Here is a 20,559-nt window from a genome sequence, read left to right on the forward strand (position 1 = left end):
TGATGGGGCGGCGGGCCCAGCGGCCGGGCAGAGGGGGGTGACCGGCCGTGGTGCCGGGTGGGCCGAAACCGTCAGAGGACGGTTTTGGCGATGATGTTGCGCTGGATCTCGTTGGTGCCGCCGAAGATGGACCAGCACCGGCCATAGAGGTAGTGATGGGCCATGGCCGATGCCTCATGGGCGGCGGTTTGCGGCAGGTCCGGCGCATCGTGCAGCATGGCCGGGTCATGCACGGCGCCATAGGGGCCGGATAGATCGAGGGCGACCTCGGTCATGGCCTGGAGCACCTCTGTGCCACGGATCTTCAGCATCGATCCATCGGCGCCGACCGGCCGGCCATCGGCCCAGGCCGCAACCAGCCATGCCTCAAGCGCGACCAGGGTCCGCAGGCGGACCGACAGGCCGGCGACCCGGTCGGCAAGCCGCGCGCGCAGGCCGGCCGGAACCGCCGGGTCGGCCTGGATGGCCGCGTTCATGGCGCGGATGCGCTGCATCAGCCGCAGTTTGGGGCCGGTATCCGCGATCGACATGCGCTCATGGCCAAGCAGGAATTTCGCGATCGCCCAGCCCCGGCCTTCTTCTCCGACCAGATTGGCCGCCGGCACGATCACGTCGTCGAAGAAGATCTGGTTGGTGTGATGCTGGCCATCGATGGTGATGATCGGGCGGATCGTGATGCCGGGGGTGGTCATGTCGATCAGCAGAAAGCTGATCCCGTCCTGCTGCCGGCCGCCATCGGATGTCCGCACCAGGCAGTGCATCCAATCCGCCCAATGGGCCTCGGTGGTCCACATCTTGGTGCCGTTGACCCGGTAGACATCCCCCTCGCGCACGGCCCGCGTTCCAAGGGCCGCCAGATCCGATCCGGCGCCGGGCTCGGAATAGCCCTGACACCACCAGACGTCGGAGGTGACGATGCCCGGAATGTGCCGCGCCTTCTGGGCGGGCGACCCGAAGACCTGGATCACCGGCCCGACCATGTTGACGCCATAGGGAATGATCATCGGGGCGCCGGCCAGCGCGCTTTCCTGCAGGAAGGCAAGCTGGCGGGCCGGCTCCCAGCCGCCGCCGCCCCAGGCCTCGGGCCAGGCGCCGGTCAGCCAGCCCCGCTCATGCAGGATCTTCTGCCAGCGGACATGGTCGGATTTGCCCGGCGCGCGGCCCCGCGCGACCGTGGCCGCGATATCGGCCGGCAATGCATCATGGACAAAGGCGCTGACCTCGGCGCGGAAGGTTCGGAGTTCGTCGGTGGTCATGCCAGGGCCTCCAGGTCGATCAGCCGGGCGGCCCGGGCATCATGGCTGCCGGCCTGACCGCGGATGGCGGCGATACGGCGGAGATAATGGCTGACGACAAGCTCGTCGCTCACCCCCATGCCGCCATGCAGTTGAACCGCCTCATGCACGCAGTGCCGGGCGTCGGTGTCGGTGGCGAGGCTGGCCGCGAGGATCGTCTGTTCCCGGTCGGAGCCCGGAGGCAGGTCGAGCGCCGCGATCGCGGCGGCGGCCATGGCGGCCGCCTCGGTGGCGGCGATCTCCATATCCGCCGCCCGGTGCTGAAGCGCCTGGAAGGTGGCAAGCGGCCGCCCGAACTGTTCGCGGATCGCCAGATAGGCAAAGGTCGCGTCGGTGGTGGCCCTGGCCAGCGCCGCCGCCTCGACCGCCAGACCGGCCAGGGTCCAGTCGAGGGCGTCGCGGATGGCGGCATCGGCGGCGGCGCCCTGAAGCAGAGCCGCCGAGGCCGGCAGCGACGTGTCCGCGAAGACGAGGTCGGCGGCACCGGCGCCGTCGATCAGCCGCAGCGCCGTCTGGCCTATCCCCGGCGTCGTCATCGGGCAGAGCAGGATCACCGTGCCGGCTGTGGCGTCCCGGCCGGTGACGAGGACATGGCTTGCCACATCGCCATGGCGGACAGCGGGCTTGCGACCGGTCAGCCGCCAGCCATCGGGCGTGGCGGTGACGGCCAGCCGTGGCGGCTGCCAGGGATCGAAGCCTTCGGTATGGGCAAGAACCGGGATCATCCGCCCGTCGAGCACCGCATCGATCGCATCGGTGGCGCCTGCCGCCGCCAGGATACGGCCGCAGGTGACGGCGGCGGTGAGCAGCGGCTCGACCGGCAGGAAACGTGCCAGCGCCACCTGCATGGCGGCGAGATCGGCCGGGCCGCCGCCGCATCCGCCATGGGCATCGCCGAAGGCCATGGCCGGCGCCCCCGCCTCCAGCAGCGCCGGCCATGCCGCCAGACGGCCGGGGATGTTCGCGCCGCCTGTCGCCGCCATCACGCGTTCCAGCGTGGCGGCCATCAGGCGATGATCTTCCGTCTGGTTGGGCAGAAACATCCGGGCACCTGAAGAGATGAAGGAGGGGGTCACGATCCGCCGTCGGGCTCGGCACGAAGCTGGTCACGCAGCACCCGGCGCAGCAGTTTGCCGATGTCGGAGCGCGGCAGACGGTCGACCACGCGGATCTCGCGTGGCTGCTTGGTCCGGCCGAGCCGGTTCCGGCAGAAATCCGCGACCGCATCGATGAAGGCGGCCTCATCGGTCACCGCCTGCGATGGCACCACGAAGGCGATCGGGGTTTCGCCATAGTCGGCGTGCGGTTTGGCCGCCACCGCGCATTCCGCGACCAGCGGCAGTTCCTCGATCGCGTATTCGATTTCCTGGGGATAGACGTTCACTCCCCCTGAGATGATCAGATCGCCCTGACGGTCGGCGAGGAACAGATAGCCGTCATCATCGACCCGGCCGATCTCGCCCAGGGTCTGGAAGCCCTGGCGGCTGGTCTGGCCCGCGGTCTTCACCGGATCCTTGTAGTATTGAAAGGCGCTGATGCCGCTGAAGAACACCCGCCCGGTCCCGCCCGGGGGCAGTTCCCGATCGTCGTCGTCGAGGACATGGAGCACACCTTTGACCGCGCGCCCCACCGATCCGGGCTTGCGCAGCCATTCGGCGGTATCGAGGCAGGTCAGGCCCACACTTTCGGTGCCGGAATAGTATTCGGTCAGGATCGGCCCCCACCAGTCGATCATCGCCCGCTTCAGATCGGGCGAGCAGGGGGCGGCGGCGTGGATGGCGGTGCGGTGCCAGGGGGCGTGGAAGGCCGCCCGGCGCGCGGCGGGCAGATCGAGCAGGCGCCGGAACATGGTCGGCACCCATTGCGACATGGTGATGCCGCGGGTTTCGATCAGGTGCAGCGCGTGTTCGGCATCGAATTTGCGCATGATGACGGCGGTGCCGCCGGCCGCGGTGATGGCCAGCGACCAGCGGAGCGGCGCCGCGTGATAGAGCGGCGCGGGCGAGAGATAACGCAGTTCGGAGGTCAGGCCGAAGATCTGGATCAGATCGCGCGCGAAAACCGGCGGGCCGTCGCCGGCTTCCTCACATGTCCACAGCGGTCGCCAGATGCCCTTGGGGGCGCCGGTCGTGCCCGAGGAATACATCATCAGCGCGCCGGGGGTCTCGTCTGCCACCGGCGTCGTCGGCATCGCCGCCAGGGCCGGCCCGACGGGGGCGAAGCCCGCGATGTCCCCGATGGCATAGTGTTGCCGGGGGTGGGGGGGCTGCCGGCCGAGGGGGGGCTGCCGGCCCTGGTCGGGCATCGTTGCCAGCGCCGCCGTGGTGTCGGCATAGCGGGCGTCCGCCAGAACCATGCGCGCATCGCAATTGTCGACGACATAGGCGATTTCGCTGGCCGAGAAGGTGTTGGCCACCGGGGTATAATAGAGCCCGCAGCGGTAGGCCGCCCAGACGAGGGCGATGGAATCGGCCGTGTTGCCCAGGATGGCGGCGACATGGTCGCCCCGGGCCAGACCGTGATGGCGGAACAGCTGGGCATAGCGGTTGGCGAGCGCTTCGAGGTCGCCATAGGAGACCGGGCCCTCGTCGAATTCAAGCGCCGGCCGCCCCGGCTCGCGAAGCGCCCAGTCTCTTAGTCCGTACTGCATCTTTGCTGCCCTTTTCGGCCGGTTCCATCCCGATACGGTCTCTGTGCCGCTGATCGATTTATAACATATAGTATGCAAGGTTACTAGTGAGTCGACGAGGAGACAAACGGCTTGCGCCGCCTCCGGCATATGATAGTCTATAATATAATATACTAGCATATCAATTTCGTTGACGGAGATGCCATCCACCATCCGCCATCGGGCGCGCATCGCTTATCCGATCGATGAGAAAGTGCCGACCGAGGTCATCGGAGAACCGCTCAGCGAGCATCTCCCATGCCGATCGGTCGGGGCACAAAAAAACCCAGGGGGGACTACCACATGACCAGCGCCTTCTACGTCAGGGCCATCCTGCCGACCGCCATCGCGGTGACTACTGTCGCGATGGCTGCAAGTATCACGGTGGCTTCGGCGCAGACCACGCTCAGATATACAGATTACAGCCCGAATCGCGGCATTCGTGCCGAGATAGTCGAGGACTTTCTGAAGCGGATCGAAACCGGATCGGATGGTCGCATCAAAATCGAACGCTATTGGGCGCAGTCGCTGCTTCCGGGAACCAAGACGCTGGAAGGCCTGCGTAATGGTGTGGCGTCGTTTGGCACCATCACCGCCGACTACACGCCCAACGACCTGTTCGCGTATCGCGTCGGCGATCTGCCGGTCGACAATCCGCACGAGGTGGCGGGCGCGCTTGCACTTTACGATCTCGCGACCACCAATCCGGTCCTGCAGGCGGAATTCGACCGTCTCGGGGTCGTCTATGTGGCGAATTACAGCCTCGGGCCGATCCAGATGATGTGCAACAACGTGGATATCGTGTCGGCCGACGACTTCGCCGGCAAGAAGGTGCGTGCCGTCGGCAACTGGAGCCAGATCTATGCGGCGCTCGGCGCCGTCCCGGCCATGGTTCCACTGTCGGAAGCCTATCAGGCACTTGGCTCGGGCATGATCGACTGTTCCCAGGCCTATGGCTATATCGCCGAGGCGTACAAGCTCTACGAGGTCGGAACCAGTTTTACCGTGATCGATGGCGGGACGATCCAGGCCAATGGCATGTTCTTCGGCAAGCGCGACTTCCAGCGCCTCACCCCCGGCGACCAGGAGATGATCCTCCGGCTCGGGCGTGAGCTGACCGGAGAGATCGCTGCCGCAACACGCGCACGCAACCAGGACGTGATCGCCCGAATGGAGACGGGTATCGATGGCCACGTCATCACCGTCCATCGCTTCAACGACGCCGATCGGGCCAGGATCGACCAGGCCAGCCAACCTTTCCTCGACGCCTTCGTGAAGGATGCTGCTGCGCGGGGAATAGACGGTGCCGCCTTGCTCGCGGACTATCGCGCCCGGCTCGCAGCCCATCTTGAAGCCCTTCAGCGCTAGAGTATCCGATCCCGATCAGGTGGAACCACCTGATCGGGTTACGCTCTCGCCGACGGCTTCCATCCGATCGTGGCCCGGAAAGGCCTTTTCCCTATGGTCCAGAATGTGATCTCCGCCGGGCACCGTGTGCTCGGCGGTGTCGAACGTTGTCTGCTCGTCGTCGCGTCGACGGCCCTCGTCATGATCGCGGCGCTGATCCTGATCGAGATTGTCGGGCGCTGGCTGCCGATCTTCCGGATTCCCGACAATGTCATCATCGTCCGCCAGCTCATGGTGGTGTCGATCGCCTGCGGCCTTGGCTGGGTCACCGGTCGCAACGGCCATATCGCGATCGATCTCCTCTACCGGCACATGGCACCGCGATGGCAGCGCCTCTGTCACGGCCTCGCCCTCGTGGCCGGGCTGGTCATGGCGGTGCCGCTGGTGATCTGGGTCGCCGAGGATGTCGCCGCGCTCCATGCGTCGAACAGCTTCTATTTCGGCGAACTCAAACTGCCGGAATGGCCGGTGCGGACGGCGTTCCTGCTCGGGCTTCTGGCGCTGGCGGCCCGGCTGTGCCTGCAACTCGCCGGCCTGATCGCCGGGGTCGACGAAACCGTGCCGGCCGATGCCGGACACGAGGGGTGATCGCTGATGGATCCCTACCTTCTCGGCCTCGCCGGTCTCGGCCTCTCGCTGGTGCTCATCGCCCTCAGGGTGCCGATCGCCTTCGCGCTGGGCGCCGTCGCCCTGGTCTGCATCTTCCTGTTCTTCGCCCTGGCGGGTGGCGGCGCGCCGCGCTTCGCGATGGCGGTCACGCCGGCGATGACGCTGGCCTCGGGATCGCTGTTCGAACTGTTTCACAGCTATGAACTGACCGCGATCCCGATGTTCGTGGCGCTTGGCCATGTCTGTTTCCGGGCGGGGATCACCAGCGACATCTATTTCGCCGCCCGGGTCTGGCTCGGCCGGGTTCCAGGCGGGCTCGCGATGGCGTCGGTTCTGGGGTGCGGCGGATTCGCGGCGATCTCTGGCTCCAGCCTCGCCTGCGCCGCCACGATGGGCCGGGTCGCGGTTCCCGAGATGCTCCGCTATGGCTATGACCAGCGGCTCGCCACCGGCTCGGTCGCGGCGGCGGGCACGCTGGGATCGCTGATCCCGCCCGGTATCCTGTTCATCCTCTATGGTCTGTTCGCCGAGCAGTCGGTCGCCAGACTGTTCATGGCGGGGGTCGTGCCGGGCATCATCTCGCTGGTCGGCTATTGGGTGGTGATCGGTATCTGGACCAGATTGCGGCCCCATCATGCGCCGGCGGCGACCGAGCGGTTCGACCTGTCGGCGCGTGGCCGGGCCATGCGCCACGCCTGGCCGGCCGTCACCATTTTCGTGATCATCATCGGCGGCATCTATGGCGGCGTCTTCACCGCCACCGAGGCGGCCGCCGTCAGCTTCGTGACCGGAACCGTGATCGCCTTCGCCACCCGCCGCATCACCATGGCCGGTTTCGTCGCGGCGCTCGCCGAAACCGCCAGCCAGACGGCGGCGATCTTTCTGATCGCGGGGGCGGCGAAGATCTTCGTGTCCTTCGTGTCGCTGACCGGCATCGCCCATGTGATGGTCGATCTGGTTCAGGTCGCCGATCCCGGGCCGGTCCTGCTGCTGCTGGGGGTGGCCGCGGTCTATCTGGTGCTCGGCATGTTTCTGGATCCGCTTGGCATCCTGCTGCTGACCCTGCCCTTCGTCCTGCCGCTGATCGAACAGAACGGCTTCGATCTGATCTGGTTCGGCGTGATCCTGGTCAAGCTGCTGGAGATGGGGCTGATCACGCCACCGGTGGGCCTGAACGTCTTCGTGCTGGCCAGCGTCACGCAACCCAAGGTCGCGATCGACAAGGTCTTTGCCGGTGTGATGCCGTTCTTCCTGATGGACATCGTCGTGCTGGGGCTGCTGCTCGCCTTCCCGGTGCTGTCGCTCTGGCTGGGTCAGGCGCTCTGACACCGGCTGGCCGGCTCCCGGTCCCGTAACGCAACGCCCCGACAAAAAAGACGCCCCGCAGGACAAACCCGCGGGGCGTTCATCCGCGTGCCATTCCGGGGGAGGCGCCGGGTGGCCATGGCGGAAAGTCGATGTCTCAGGAGAGCTGGATCAGCACCTTGCCGCGATTGTGCCCGCCATAGAGCAGGGTCAACGCGCCGGGGGCGGCCTCGATGCCGGGCAGGATGTCATAGTCGATGACCAGCCGGCCTTCGCTGTGCCGGTAAGGCCAAGGGTTGTGCAGCCCAGGATGTGGCCGACCAGACTGCCGACCGCGCCCGCGGCGGTGGACACCAGGACGACGTCTCCCGGCCCCGGCCGGCCCAGCCGCGCTGGGCCGGGTCGACCGAGAGATAGATGTTGCGCACCAGGAAGCTGCCAGCGCCGGCGGTTGGCGGTGGGCAGGCTCAAGGGCGGAATCCGGTCCGGGACGGCGTCTGGCGTGCCGTCTGTCACGACCGGTCCTCCCGCGTGAACAGGTCGCGGCCGATGATCTGCTTCATCACCTCGGCGGCGCCGCCGGCGATCCGGGTGATGCGCGCATCGACATAGGCGCGGGCGATCGGATATTCCTCCATATAGCCATAGCCGCCAAAAAATTGCAGGCACTGGTCGACGGTCTTGCAGTGCAGATCGGTCGCCAGCAGCTTCACCTTGGCGGCATCGACCGGGTCCAGATCGCCGGCGACGAAGCGGGCGATGCACCAGTCGACGAAGACCCGGACGCCGGTCACCTCGGCGTCGAGCGCCGCCAGCACGAACTGCGTGTTCTGGAAGTCGGCGATGGTGCCGCCGAAGGCCTTCCGTTCCCGCGTGTAATCGACCGTCCAGCGGATCGCGCGTTCGGCGACGACGATGCTGCGGATCGCCTGGGTCAGACGTTCCTGGGCGAGCTTGGTCATCATCATCGCGAAGCCGCGGTTCTCGTCGCCGAGCCGGTTGGCGACCGGCACCCGCACATCGGCATAGAACAGTTCCGAGGTGTCCTGTGCCTTCAGGCCGATCTTGTCGAGATTGCGGCCGCGCTGGAAACCGGCTGTGTCGGTCGGCACCACGATCAGGCTGACGCCTTTCGCCCCGGCCTCGGGATCGGTCTTGCAGGCGGTCACGACCAGATCGGCGTTCTGACCGTTGGATATGTACACCTTCTGGCCGTCGAGCACATAATGGTCGCCGTCGCGCCGCGCCCGGAGGCGGATGTTCTTGGCATCGCTGCCGGCGCCGGGTTCCGTTATGCCGATGGCGCCGATCGCCTCGCCCCGCGCCATGCGCGGCAGCCAGTGGCGTTTCACCTCCTCGCTGCCCCAGGCGAGGATATAGGGCGCCACCATTTCGGAATGGACCATGAAGCCCGGGCCGGACAGGCCGGCGCGGGCCAGTTCCTCGATGACGACGACGTTATAGAGCCAGTCGGCCCCGGCGCCGCCATAGGCCTCGGGCAGGTTGCAGCAGAGCATGCCCATCTCGCCGGCGCGTCGCCACACCGCGCGCGGGACGATCTTGGCGGCTTCCCATGCGGCATGATGCGGCACGAGTTCCGTTTCGACGAACCGCCGCACCGAGGCCCGGAACTGGTCGTGCTCCGGAGAGAACAGGCTTCGCGCGGCGGTCATGCGTGGAGCCCCAGGATCGAGATGGCGGCGATGCCTTGATAGGGAACGCCCCCCAGATTGTGGGACAGTCCGAATGCCGGGGCGGACAATTGCCGGGGGCCGGCGCGGCCGAGCAGTTGATTGTAGTTCTCATAGGCCATCCGCAGGCCCGAGGCGCCGATGGGGTGGCCGAAGCATTTGAGCCCGCCATCCACCTGGCAGGGCACGCCGCCACCCTCGCGGTCGTAGAAGCCGTCGAGCACGTCGTGGACCGCGCGGCCATCCTCGGAAATGAACAGATCCTCCATGGTCACCAGTTCGGTGATCGAGAAGCAGTCATGCACTTCCATCAGGCCGAGCTGCCGGCGCGGGTCGGTGATGCCGGCCTCCTGATAGGCCCGGCGGGCCGCGACGCGGGTGTTGCGGACGTGGCTGCCATCCCAGCCGCTGGTCGCGGTCTCGACGCCTGAACTGATCGCGAGCTGGATGGCCTTGATGGTGACCATGTCGCGGTGGCCGAGGGCGCGCGCGATCTCGGGCGTGGTGACGATCGCGGCCGCGGCCCCGTCGCTGACGCCGCAGCAATCGAACAGGCCCAGAGGCTCGGCGATCATGGGTGCCTGAAGGATGGCCTCCATCGTCACCGCCTTGCGCAGATGCGCCTTGGGGCTGAGCACGCCGTTCTGATGGCTCTTCCACGACACATGGGCGATGCCGCGCTTCAAATCCTCTTTCGAGATGCCGTGCCGCGCGCGATAGCCGGCGGCAAGCTGGGCGAAGCCCGCCGGGGCCGAGCCCATCGGCAGCCAGAGGTCGTTGAAGGTGCCCTTATACGGCGGCGGCAGGCCGCCATAGCCAGTATCCTTGAGCTTTTCAGCACCGACGGCGAGCGCGATGTCGACGGCACCCGAGGCGACCGCATAGGCGGCCCCGCGCAGCGCCTCGGTGCCGGTCGCGCACATGTTCTCCACCCGCGAGACCGGGATGCCGTCCAGGCGCAGGGCCATCGAGGCTGGGATGGCCGAGTTGCCGACGTTCACCTGATCGATGCACGAGCCGAACCATGCGGCCTCGATACGGTTCTTCTCGATGCCCGCATCGGCAAGGGCCTCGTCGAACGCCTCGGCGAGAAGGCCGTCGGTTCCGACGTCCCAGCGCTCGCCGAATTTAGAACAGCCCATCCCGATGATGGCGACTTTGTCCTTGATGCCGGTGGCCATATCTTCCCCTTTCGAACTCTGTCGGCTGATCTCAACCAGGAAGGGCGACCGGTGTCGCCTTCCAGAAATAGCGCCGGAATCCCCGGGCGGTGTCGGTCTGCTTGATCCGGCAGACCATGCGCAGCGCCATGCCCACCTCAAGCGCACCCACGGGCACGTCCACCACCTCCATCATCAGTCGCGCTCCGTTGTTGAACTGGACGAAGCCGACATGGAGCGGCGGTGACGGATGGTATGACAGCCAGTCGGCCGTGAAGGTCATGAGGTCCGCGGGCACGTCGGCGAGCGATACCTGCCCGAAATCCCGGGCGGAGGCGCCGCAGCCGGGGGTCACGCAATAGGCGAGCTGCGGGAACTGCACGGCCCCGCAGGCCGGGCAATGGCCGGCCTTGAAAGCCGCGAGCTGCCGGGACGTGCGATAGGCCTCCGTCAGCGCCGGCTTGTCGTTCTTTTCGCCGCGCATGCCCCAGTCCAGGCGGATCCCGCCATAGAACGACAGCATGCGCAGATAGTCGTCGGTCGCCAGCCGGTCCGCCAGAACGGCCGCGACGCCGCGAGCGCCGGCCATTGCCGGCGTCCGGCCGCTCGCTTCCAGCACCAGGGCGTCGGCACCCTGGCCGAAACCCACCAGCAGGATCCGGTCTCCCGCCGCCGCCACCTCAAGCACCGCCCCCAGCATCAGCAGGGCATGGGCGGTGCCGGTATGGCCGCAATCCGCGTCGAGCGCATCGGCGATCTCGCCCTTGAAGCCCAGGGTCCGCGCGACCGATACCGCCGCGCCACGGATCGTCGAGGGCATGACGAAATACCGGATATCCCCGATGGTGAGCCCGGCCGAGGCGAGGGCGGCGGCGACCGCCTGCGGCACGATCTTTCCGAACCCTTCGTCGCGGATCCAGCGCTCCTCCCAGACATAGTCATAGGGCAGGTCCGCGGGGCGGAAATGATCGGCGAAGGTGGCATTGACGCTCGCGGCGCCCACAAGGCGGGCGATCACATCGCCGCCGCCAAGGATCACCGAGGCGGCCCCCGCGCCGCAGATCTGTTCCAGCGGGCTTGCCGGCTGCGCGCGCGGGCGGTCGGCGGCGACGATCAGCGTGCCGTCCCGTGCCTGGGTGAACGCGTCGATCAGCGCGGTGGTCGCCGCCCGTTGAGAGCCGGTGCGGTCGTCGGCGCGGATCGACGGGTCCAGGTCCAGCGCCGCGGCGACCTGCCCGGCATTCGAGAAATCCGCATAGGGCAGGGTGGTCGATGCGAGGGTCAGCGACGAGACCACCGCATGGCGGCCGGCGGCGCCGGCGAGGGCATCTCTGGCAGCCTCGACCGCCATGGTGACGCTGTCCTCGTCCCAGCTACAGAAGGCCCGGTGTCCTGTCGCCCTGGGCGGTCCGCCGGTCATCCACCGGTGAGCCGTGGCGATCGCCTGTCGCGACAGCCTGAGGCGTGGGACATAGGCCCCGAACGCGGTGATGCCGAAGGTCATCTTGTCCTCCCGGGATATGTGCGGGCCTGACGCCCGTCGTGCCGGCCGGCCGCTCCGGTCCGTTCAATATAAGTACACTAGCGAACTATTAGCTAGCATTTCCAGATCGGCGCTGCCACCATAAAACACGAACGAACCGGGCCGGGCGGCGGTTGTCCCCGGCCAGAGGCGGTTGCATGACTGGAAGGAAATGCGGGGTGAACCCGGATCCGACAACGGCTGTTGGCGGGCCGCTCAGCGGTCTGCGTGTGGTGGAATTCGCCGGCATCGGCCCGGCACCGTTCGCGGCGATGCTGCGCGCGGATGTGCTGATCGAAGGCCATCGGCCGGGCACCGACCTGCTCGATGACGGCGCGCCGTTCTACGACACCTATCGGTGCGCCGACGGCAGATACGTCGCGATCGGCCCGCTGGAACCCCGGTTCCACAGCCGAGCTGTTGCGGCGGCTCGGCATCGATGACGCGGGCTTCGCGCATCGCGACGATCCGGCATGGTGGCCCGAATTGAAGGCCGCCTTCGCCCGCGTGTTCGCCACCCGTGACCGCGATGCATGGTGCGCGCTGCTGGATGGCGGCGATGCCTGTTTCGCGCCGGTGCTGGAACTCGACGAGGTGCCGGATCATCCGCACCACCAGGCGCGGGCGGCCTTCTATGACGACGACGGCGCGCGCTATCCCGCTCCGGCGCCACGTTTCCCGGCCTTTCCGGCGGCGCGTCCGTCGGCGGGCAGGCCGATCGATCTGGATGACCTCATGGACCGCTTGCCGGCGGTGGCCAGCGATTGAGACGGCCGGGGATCGAGGCTGTCGGACTATCTGCGAAAAACTTCGGGAGGATATCAATGGACATGGCCCTGACGGAAGAACAGGCCGCGATCGATGCCGCCGTGCGCAAGATCTGTGGTAATTTTACCGATGAGTACTGGACGGCATGCGAGACCGAGCTACGCTTCCCTGAGGAATACTATCAGGCGATGGCGGGGGCGGGTTTTCTTGGCATCACCATGCCTGAAGATCTGGGCGGCGCCGGGCTGGGGGTGACGGAAGCGGCGATCATGATGCAGGCCGCATCGTCGAGCGGCGGCGGATATTCGGCGGCCTCCGCCATTCACATCAACCTGTTCGGACCTCATGCCATCGTCGTCCACGGCACCCCTGAGCAGAAGCAGCGCTTTCTGACGCCGCTGATCCGGGGCGAGGAAAAGGCCTGTTTCGGCGTGACCGAGCCGGATGCCGGCCTCGACACGACCAGTATCACGACCTTCGCGAAACGGGCCCCCGGCGGCTATCGCATCACCGGCCGCAAGATCTGGACCTCGACCGCACAGGTCGCCTCGAAGATCCTGATCCTGGCCCGCACCACGCCCAAGGACGCGTGCCGCCGGCCAACCGACGGGCTGTCGCTGTTCTTCACCGATCTCGACCGGTCCCGGATCGAGGTCCGGCGCATCCACAAGCTGGGACGGAACGCGGTCGATTCGAACGCGGTCTTCATCGACGATCTGTTCGTGCGGGAAGAAGACCGGATCGGCGAGGAAGGGCGCGGCTTCCACTACCTGCTCGACAGTCTCAATCCCGAGCGCATCCTGGTCGCGGCGGAATCCATCGGCCTTGGCCGCGATGCCCTGGCACGGGCGGCCCGCTATGCGCGTGAGCGGGTGGTCTTCGGCCGGCCGATCGGACAGAATCAGGGCATCCAGCACCCCTTGGCCGAATGCTGGATCCAGCTTGAATCCGCGTGGTGGACCTGCATGCGGGCGGCGTCGCTCTACGATGCCGGCAAGCCCTGCGGTGCCGAGGCCAACGCCGCCAAGTTCCTGGGCGGGCGGGCCGCGTTCGACGCCTCGACCCGGGCGGTGCTCACGCATGGCGGGATGGGTTATGCCCGGGAATATCAGGTCGAGCGGCTGTTCCGCGAATCGATCCTGCCGCGCATCGCGCCGGTGACCGAGCAACTGATCCTGTCGTTCATCGCCGAGAAGGTGCTGGACCTGCCGAAATCCTATTGAACGGCCCGGCCTGATACCGGGACCAGCCTGCCGGGAGAGCGACCATGACCACACCCACCTGGACCACCATCCAGGCCGATCTGCGCGACGAGATCCTCACCCTGACCCTGAACCGTCCGGAGCGGTTGAACGCGTTCGACCGGGTCATGCACCGCGAACTGGGGGAGGCGATCGGCCATGGCGCCACCGCGGCCGGTATCCGCGTGATCGTCCTCACCGGTGCCGGCCGGGCCTTCAGTGCCGGCGGCGATATGTCGGCGGCTCCTCCGGATGCGGGGGACTTCGCCGCCGAGGCCGAAGATGCCCGCCGGATCGTGTTCGGCATGCTGGATTGCGACCGGCCGATCGTCTGCCGGATGAACGGCGACGCCATCGGCCTGGGCGCCACCATCGCGCTTCTGTCAGATGTCGTGGTCGCCACCGAGGATGCCCGGCTGGCCGATCCCCATGTCCGGGCAGGGCTGGTCGCCGGGGATGGCGGCGCGTTGATCTGGCCGCTGATCTGCGGGGTCATGAAGGCGAAATACTATCTGCTGACCGGCGACATGATGCGGGCCACGGAAGCGGAACGCCTGGGGCTGATCACCCGCGTCGTCGCCAAAGACGGTCTCGACCGCGAAACCGCGCGCATCGTCTCGATGCTGCGGGCCAACGCGCCTCTCGCGCTCAAATGGACCAAACGGGCGATCAATGCCCATATCGACGCCACGGGACGGGCCATATTCGAAATGTCGCTGGCCCATGAGGGCCTGACGATCATGTCCAGCGACCATCTTGAATTCAGAGCGGCCTTCAGGGAAAAACGGACGCCTGTCTTCACCGGCAGATGAGGGATCGCCCGTGCCCGTGCCCGTGCCCGTGCCCGTGCCCGTGTCCTGCCATCGAGCCGCGAGGGCATTGTTTCGGTGGAGACAATCCGGCACCGGCGTAGACTGCCCAAAAGAGGTTTTGGGCAATGCAGGACGCAACGCATGTCGTCGTTGTCGACGATCACAACGACGTTCGAATGACCCGTCTTTGGCGAAGAAGCCTGGCCGCCCTTCGTCCGGCTGGAAACGTCGCGGAACCGGCAGACCGGCGGTATCGGCCTCGGCCTGTCGATCGCGCGCCCGGTCGCGTTCCTGTTGTCGGGTCTGATGGCCTTCGCCTATGTCATCGTTCACAGCCCGCAGGGGTTCTGTCCCGTTCTCAATCATGGCGAAGCGGCCATGCTGTACTGCTTCTTCTTCCTGTATATCGCAGCCGCCGGCCCGGGTTCGCTCAGCATCGACGCGTGGGTCGAGCGCGGCCACGAGCCGGCGCCGGCGGAATCACGCTGACCGCCGCGTGCGGTACCGGCGCTATCGCCTTGGCCACAGCACGTCCCGAAACGCGGTGGCGAAGCGCGCGTCGGGGCTCAGCGACAGCAGGCCGTGGCCGACCCGTTCGCCATCGATGGCCGATCCGGCATGGGTCAGGCACGCGGTCAGTTTGGCGATCAGTCTGTGGTCCGGCACCGGGGCGGCAGCACTGCCGTCGAGGGTTTCCACCGTTCGCGAGACACTGGCTCCCGCCCGCGAACCACCGGATCCCGCTCTCAGGCGGACCGTCACACGCGCCCAGCGTGGCAGCGGCGCGCCGTCGGCTTCCGTCGTGGTGACGCGGGGCAGAAGCGCCTGCACCGCCGGCCGGGCGACCTGCCGATCGGTGAAGCTCGCAAGCGTAACCGCGCCGTCGATCAGTGCCGCCGCCATCGCATACTGCATGCTGAACTTGCCTTCCAGCCCGGTGCGCGGCCGGGCGAAGACCAGCGGCGCCTGGGCGGCAGCACTGGTGACGACCTCGACCGCCGCCACGTCATCCGGCCCGATCCCGTGTTCCCGGCGAAGCGACAGCATTGCCTGTACCGCCCGATGGGTGGCATAGCAGTTGGGATACAGCTTCACGTCCAGGCCCGAGCGGTGGATCTCCAGCAGGGTGTGGCCCATATCCGCCAGTGCCGGCGCCAGGGCTTCGCCGCCGCAATAGAGCCGGACGAAGCCCGAGGGGCCGTCGAGTGCGTCGGCGCCGGCGGTGAAGCCCAACCGGGCGAGGCCTGTTGCCCGAAGAGCGGCGGCGGCGGCCTGCCCGGCCTGAAAGGCTTTGGCCATGGCGCCGAAATTGGCCCGCGTGCCGGCGGCCTGGGCGACGGCAAGGCCCAGCGCCGAGATCGTGGTCGCACGGTCCGCCGCGATCAGATGGCAACAGGCGGCCGCGGCCCCGATCACGCCCAGTGTCTGGGTTGAATGCCAGCCACGGCCGACATGGCCGACCGCCACCGCCCTGCCCAGCCGGGCGATGACCTCCATCCCCACCGCGAAGGCGGCGAAAACCTGCCTCACCGTCGATCCCTCGGATGCGGCGAGGCTGGCGAGGGCGGGCAGGAGCACGACGCTGGGATGGCCGCGCATGGGTGAGGTGACGTCGTCATAATCGGCCAGATGGCCGATGGTGCCGTTGACCAGGGCCGCGGCCTCGATCGACAGCGCGCGGCCGGATGTCCAGACCATCGCCGTCGGGGCCGAGACCATGCTGCCCGCATAGCGCATCACCAGTGCCGCCGCCGGCTCGCGGCTTCCGGCGACGGCGGCGGCATAGGTGTCGAGCAGTGCCCGCCGGCCGGTATGGAGTGCGGCATCGTCCAGCGCGTCGGCAGGCCACGTCGCCACGAATTCGGCGATGCGCGCCGATGCGCCTACAGCCGGCATGTCTGCCGGGCTCCAGGCCGGGGGCGGGTTCATCTTGTCATCCTCCGTATCATCCGACCGGGTTGACCAGCGTGCCGAGGCCGGTCGCCTCGATCCGCACCACATCGCCGGCCTTCAGGAATTTCGGCGGCGTGAAACCGATGCCCACGCCATCGGGGGTGCCGGTGGCGATAACGTCGCCCGGCTCCAGCGTGATCCTGCGCGAGATCGTGGCGATGATCGTCGGGATGTCGAAAATCAGATCCGCCAGCACCGCGTTCTGGCGCAACTCGTCGTTCACCCAGGTCTTCAGGCGGATGTCGGCCAGTGGCCCCAGCTCGTCCGGGGTGGCCAGCCACGGGCCCATCGGGCAAAAGCCGTCGATCGACTTGCCCAGCAGCCACTGCTTGTGATCGCGCTGCAACTGGCGCGCGGTGACATCGTTCACCAGCGTATATCCCCAGACATGCTCCAGCGCGGTCGCAGGCGTGATGCCCCGGCCGCCCTTGCCGATCACCACGGCGATCTCGCCCTCGTAATCGGTGGTGGCGGTGTCGTCGAGGAAGCCGGGCACCGTCTCACCGGCAGCGATCACGGTCGATGGCGCCTTCGAGAAGATGATCGGCGCCTCGGGGACCGCACTGGCAGCCCCGGCCGACGAGGCGTCGAAGCCGCTGCGATGGAATTCCTCGGCGTGGGAGTGATAATTCTTGCCGACGCAGAAGATATTGCGCCCCGGCCTTGGCAGCGGCGCCGCGAGCCGGACACCGTCGAGCGGGATCCATTCGTCGCCGCGCGCCGCGGCCACCGCCGCCGCGGCACGGACAAGGCCGTCGGCACCGTCGGCGATCAACCCGGCCATGGTCTCAGGGCATCCACGGGCGGTGAGATCGACCACCCGTTCGGCCGTGGCATCGAGGGCGCCGATCCTGGCACGGGCTGTGTCGGTGGTGGTGAAGGTGACGAACTTCATGAGCGGCATCCTGACGGCATGTGACGAGGTACATATAAATTTTGTTCGATCTTCGAAAATATGGCAAGGCGGAAATCCAGCCCTCGAACGCACCCCGAGCCGCGATGACGGCCGGCGGAGCATGCTTTCCGGGGGCGGCCGCGCGGTGCGGCCCGTGTGCCAGAGCCCGAATGCCGGCGGCCCGGCGCCGGGTGGCGGCACCAGGCGGCGGCGCCGACTGGCCGCGCGCCGGGCGCCGCATACGGGAAAAGCCCGGCGGATCTTATCTTTCAGCGCGGTAACCGGCGTTCCCAGGGCAGTCGTGCAGGCCGGAGCGGTCGATCCCGGGGCCGCGACGATATAGAACAGGCTGCCTGCGCGCCCGAAACATGACAACATCATTGCAGCGGGCGCCCAGAGGTCGGACGGCACCGCCCCATCTGCGGCGGGCGGTCACGGCCGCCGCGGAACCGCTGATCCCCACGCTATCGGCACAGCGGTTCTATAGGTCGGAGCAAAGTTTCGAATCTATTTGACATATTCGAATATCGGACCCACCATTCTTGGCAACGGGGCGGCCGCGGGAACGGCACGCCCACGACGCCAGGCGCAAAGGCTGGCACCATAATCAAAAAAACGGGATGGCTGATCATGAAGGTACGGGATCATCTTGTATCCGCCGTGGCCGTGCGGCTCGCCGCCGGCCTGCTTGCCTGCACGGCGCTTGCCGGTGGCGTGGCGCTGGCGGACGAGGCCCGCAAGCGGGGCGGCGCGGTCACGATCGCGCTCGGCAACGAGCCGAGCAACCTCAATCCGGATCTGTCGAGCGACTACGCCAATCAGATCCTGGGCTGCATGGTCTATCAGGGCCTGGTCCAGGTGACCCGCGATGGCGAGATCGAGCCGCTGCTCGCGCGCTCGTGGACGGTGTCGGATGACGGGTTGACCTATACGTTCGATCTGGTGACGGCCAACTGGCATGACGGCAAGCCCTTCACCTCGGCCGACGTCAAATACTCGCTCACCGAGGTCAGCGCCAAATTCGGCCCGATCTTCTCGTCCGCGGGCAAGATGATCGAAAGCGTCGAGGCCCCCGCCGCCGACAAGGTGGTGGTCACGCTGCGCAAGTCGTTCGGGCCGTTCCTGATGTCGCTCGCCTGCCCACAGAACGGCGCCATCATGCCCGCGCACATCTTCCAGGGCACCGATCCGGTCACCAACCCCGCCTCTCAGGCGGCACCGGTCGGCACCGGCCCGTTCAAGCTGGCGGAATGGCGTCGCGGCGAGTTCATCCGCATGGAACGCAACGACGACTACTGGGAAGACGGCAAGCCCTATCTGGACGAAGTCTACGCCCGGGTGATTCCCCAGCCGTCGTCGCGCCTGCAATCGCTGCGCGCGGGCGAGATCGACTTCATCGGCGGCTATTATCTGCCGGCCAGCGACTATTCGGTCGTGCAGTCGACGCCGGGCATCAAGCTGGAGAATTCCGGATTCGCGCCGGGTGCCAAGGTCCTGTTCCTGAACACCACCCATAAGCCGCTCGACGACAAGCGCGTGCGTCAGGCGCTGATGATGGCGACCAACCGTGACTTCCTCTACAAGGCGGTCTGGTTCGGCACCGGCGGGCTCGGCATCATGCCCTTCACCAGCAAGCTGCCCTGGTCGGCCAATTTCGACATCGACTACCGCAAGATGTATCCGCTGGATACCGACCGCGCCAATGCGCTGCTCGACGAGGTGGGGTTGAAGCCCGGCGCCGACGGCAACCGCTTCTCGATCACCTTCGTCTATCGCTCGGGCGATGCCGATGTGGGCCAGGTCGCCGAGGCGCTGAAGAGCATGTGGCGCAAGATCGGCGTCGATGTGAAGCTTGAGGTGACCGAAGGCTCGTCCTTCGCCGGCCGGATCTATGACAAGGCCAATTTCGACATGACCATGGTCGGCTATACCAGTTTCGGCGATCCGGCGCTGGGCATCAGCCGCATGTTCACCACTTCGGCGATCGGCCGGCCCTTCGGCAACGCGTCGCGCTATTCGAACTCGAAGGTCGACATGCTGTTCGAGAAGGGCGTGGCCGCGACCGCCCAGGCCGACCGTGCCGGCTATTACAAGGAGGTTCAGGTCATCCTGGCCGATGAACTTCCGGTGCTGACCTTCCACGAATACCAGCACGAGGACGCCGCCACCGAACGGCTGAAGGGCCTGTGGGGCGGCCAGGGCTATGGCATGTGGAACAACGCCTGGGCCGATGACTGACCCCCGCCTGCCCCCGGCGCCGGTTTCGCCGGCGCCGGGGGCAGGCACCGATGACCGCCCCGCTGACCGCCCCTGCAAGACGGCGCCAGACCGTCACGCGCGCGCACCGTGTTGAGGACAGATGAAGCCAGGCAGTTTCGAATATGTGAAGGCCACGACGATCGAGGCCGCGCTCGACGCGCTCATGCGCTTCGACGGCGAGGCACGGCTGATCGCCGGCGGTCAGAGCCTGATGCCGCTGATGAACATGCGCATGCTGCGGCCGGCGGGGCTGATCGACGTCAACGGCATCGACGGGCTGGCGGGTATCCGCATCGAGGCCGGAGCGGTGCATATCGGCGCGCTGACCCGCTATGTCGATATCGAACGCTCCGACATCGTCGCCCGCCATCTGCCGCTGGTGTCGCATGGCATCCGCAAGGTCGCCGACCGCCAGGTCCGTAACCGGGGTACGCTGGGCGGCAGCCTGTGCCATGCCGATCCCGCCGCCCAGATGCCGCTCTGCGCGCTGACCATGGATGCCCGCATGCGGCTGGTCGGCCCCGACGGCCCGCGTGAGGTGCCGGCGCGATCCTTCTTCCTGGGCGCCTATGCGACCGCGGCCGACCCGCTGGAGATGCTGGTCGAGATCATCTATCCCGATGCGGAGGGCAGTGTCGGGACCATCGCCCAGCAGATCCGACGCCATGGCGATTTCCCCTCGGTGAGCGTGGCCGCGAGCGCGCGCCCCGCCGGCGATGGCCGCTGGGTCGACTGGCGCATCGGCGCCTGCGGCCTCGACGACCACGCCATCCGTCTCGACGACGTCGCGGCGGCGCTGGAGGGCATGCGGCCCGATCCGGCGCTGATCGGCCGGGCCGCGCGCCTGCTGGGCGACGATCTGGATCCGCCCGAGGATGTGCGGGCCTCGGCCGAATACCGCCGCCATCTGGCCCCGATCTATGTGGAACGGGCTGTCAACGCCGTCGTCGAGGAGGCCCGGGCATGAACGAGCT

The 20,559-nt window shown here is 67.4% G+C and carries 18 protein-coding genes; 10 read left to right on the forward strand and 8 right to left on the reverse strand.

Translation table 11 applies throughout. The annotated features are described in order from the left end of the window. Positions 1-71 precede the first annotated feature (71 nt). From WG924_RS11510 to WG924_RS11520, 3 genes are read right to left on the reverse strand one after another with little or no spacing between them, the layout of a single operon-like run. Positions 72-1,256 carry an acyl-CoA dehydrogenase family protein gene (locus WG924_RS11510; RefSeq protein WP_345933168.1) on the reverse strand — a complete coding sequence of 395 codons (1,185 nt, stop codon included), beginning with the start codon at positions 1,254-1,256 and terminating at the stop codon, positions 72-74. Then, positions 1,253-2,338, reverse strand: coding sequence for an acyl-CoA dehydrogenase family protein (locus WG924_RS11515; RefSeq protein ID WP_345933169.1), 1,086 nt, complete (start codon positions 2,336-2,338; stop codon positions 1,253-1,255). The genes WG924_RS11510 and WG924_RS11515 overlap by 4 nt, the downstream gene beginning before the upstream one ends. A 29-nt stretch (positions 2,339-2,367) precedes the next feature. Beyond that, positions 2,368-3,945 carry an AMP-binding protein gene (locus WG924_RS11520; protein ID WP_345933170.1) on the reverse strand — a complete coding sequence of 526 codons (1,578 nt, stop codon included), beginning with the start codon at positions 3,943-3,945 and terminating at the stop codon, positions 2,368-2,370. A gap of 321 nt (positions 3,946-4,266) precedes the next feature. On the opposite strand from WG924_RS11520, the gene dctP reads away from it, so the two are divergent. The 3 genes from dctP to WG924_RS11535 all read left to right on the forward strand — a co-directional run bounded on the left by dctP (position 4,267) and on the right by WG924_RS11535 (position 7,305). Further along, on the forward strand, positions 4,267-5,331 hold the full coding sequence (gene dctP / locus WG924_RS11525) for a TRAP transporter substrate-binding protein DctP (protein ID WP_345933171.1): 1,065 nt from the start codon (positions 4,267-4,269) through the stop codon (positions 5,329-5,331). Between the two features lie 93 nt (positions 5,332-5,424). Continuing rightward, positions 5,425-5,958 carry a TRAP transporter small permease gene (locus WG924_RS11530; RefSeq protein WP_345933172.1) on the forward strand — a complete coding sequence of 178 codons (534 nt, stop codon included), beginning with the start codon at positions 5,425-5,427 and terminating at the stop codon, positions 5,956-5,958. Between the two features lie 6 nt (positions 5,959-5,964). Next, positions 5,965-7,305, forward strand: a complete 1,341-nt coding sequence (locus tag WG924_RS11535; protein WP_345933173.1) for a TRAP transporter large permease — start codon at positions 5,965-5,967, stop codon at positions 7,303-7,305. Between the two features lie 491 nt (positions 7,306-7,796). On the opposite strand, the gene WG924_RS11540 is transcribed toward WG924_RS11535, so the two are convergent. From WG924_RS11540 to WG924_RS11550, 3 genes are read right to left on the reverse strand one after another with little or no spacing between them, the layout of a single operon-like run. Continuing rightward, positions 7,797-8,957, reverse strand: a complete 1,161-nt coding sequence (locus WG924_RS11540) for an acyl-CoA dehydrogenase family protein (RefSeq protein ID WP_345933174.1) — start codon at positions 8,955-8,957, stop codon at positions 7,797-7,799. Further along, on the reverse strand, positions 8,954-10,156 hold the full coding sequence (locus WG924_RS11545; RefSeq protein ID WP_345933175.1) for an acetyl-CoA acetyltransferase: 1,203 nt from the start codon (positions 10,154-10,156) through the stop codon (positions 8,954-8,956). Before WG924_RS11545 ends, WG924_RS11540 begins: the two co-directional genes overlap by 4 nt. 31 nt (positions 10,157-10,187) lie before the next feature. Beyond that, complete coding sequence (locus WG924_RS11550; protein WP_345933177.1) at positions 10,188-11,639, reverse strand: 3-oxoacyl-[acyl-carrier-protein] synthase III C-terminal domain-containing protein; 1,452 nt, start codon at positions 11,637-11,639, stop codon at positions 10,188-10,190. A 197-nt stretch (positions 11,640-11,836) separates the two neighbouring features. Between WG924_RS11550 and WG924_RS11555 the strand changes: the two genes are divergently transcribed. The 5 genes from WG924_RS11555 (at position 11,837) to WG924_RS11575 (ending at position 14,967) form a co-directional block, all read left to right on the forward strand. Further along, positions 11,837-12,100: a hypothetical protein gene (locus tag WG924_RS11555; protein ID WP_345933178.1), complete on the forward strand. Its 264-nt coding sequence runs from the start codon at positions 11,837-11,839 to the stop codon at positions 12,098-12,100. Next, a complete protein-coding gene (locus WG924_RS11560) occupies positions 12,078-12,425 on the forward strand; it encodes a CoA transferase (protein WP_345933179.1) in 348 nt (115 codons plus the stop codon). Before WG924_RS11555 ends, WG924_RS11560 begins: the two co-directional genes overlap by 23 nt. Positions 12,426-12,481: 56 nt before the next feature. Then, entirely contained in the window at positions 12,482-13,648 is a 1,167-nt protein-coding gene (locus WG924_RS11565) for an acyl-CoA dehydrogenase family protein (protein ID WP_345933180.1), read from the forward strand. A gap of 44 nt (positions 13,649-13,692) precedes the next feature. Continuing rightward, a complete protein-coding gene (locus tag WG924_RS11570; RefSeq protein ID WP_345933181.1) occupies positions 13,693-14,478 on the forward strand; it encodes an enoyl-CoA hydratase/isomerase family protein in 786 nt (261 codons plus the stop codon). Positions 14,479-14,784: 306 nt separating this feature from the next. Continuing rightward, complete coding sequence (locus WG924_RS11575) at positions 14,785-14,967, forward strand: DoxX family protein (RefSeq protein WP_372044694.1); 183 nt, start codon at positions 14,785-14,787, stop codon at positions 14,965-14,967. Positions 14,968-14,988: 21 nt separating this feature from the next. On the opposite strand, the gene WG924_RS11580 is transcribed toward WG924_RS11575, so the two are convergent. Continuing rightward, entirely contained in the window at positions 14,989-16,374 is a 1,386-nt protein-coding gene (locus tag WG924_RS11580; RefSeq protein WP_345933182.1) for an MmgE/PrpD family protein, read from the reverse strand. 49 nt (positions 16,375-16,423) lie between these two features. Beyond that, complete coding sequence (locus WG924_RS11585) at positions 16,424-17,326, reverse strand: fumarylacetoacetate hydrolase family protein (protein WP_345933183.1); 903 nt, start codon at positions 17,324-17,326, stop codon at positions 16,424-16,426. A 630-nt stretch (positions 17,327-17,956) separates the two neighbouring features. On the opposite strand from WG924_RS11585, the gene WG924_RS11590 reads away from it, so the two are divergent. Next, positions 17,957-19,564, forward strand: a complete 1,608-nt coding sequence (locus WG924_RS11590; protein ID WP_345933184.1) for an ABC transporter substrate-binding protein — start codon at positions 17,957-17,959, stop codon at positions 19,562-19,564. 121 nt (positions 19,565-19,685) lie between these two features. Then, the gene (locus tag WG924_RS11595; protein WP_345933185.1) at positions 19,686-20,552 is read left to right on the forward strand and encodes an FAD binding domain-containing protein; all 867 of its coding nucleotides are present in this window, start codon (positions 19,686-19,688) and stop codon (positions 20,550-20,552) included. Positions 20,553-20,559 lie beyond the last annotated feature (7 nt).

The organism is Tistrella arctica (assembly GCF_039630945.1).
Lineage (GTDB): Bacteria > Pseudomonadota > Alphaproteobacteria > Tistrellales > Tistrellaceae > Tistrella > Tistrella bauzanensis.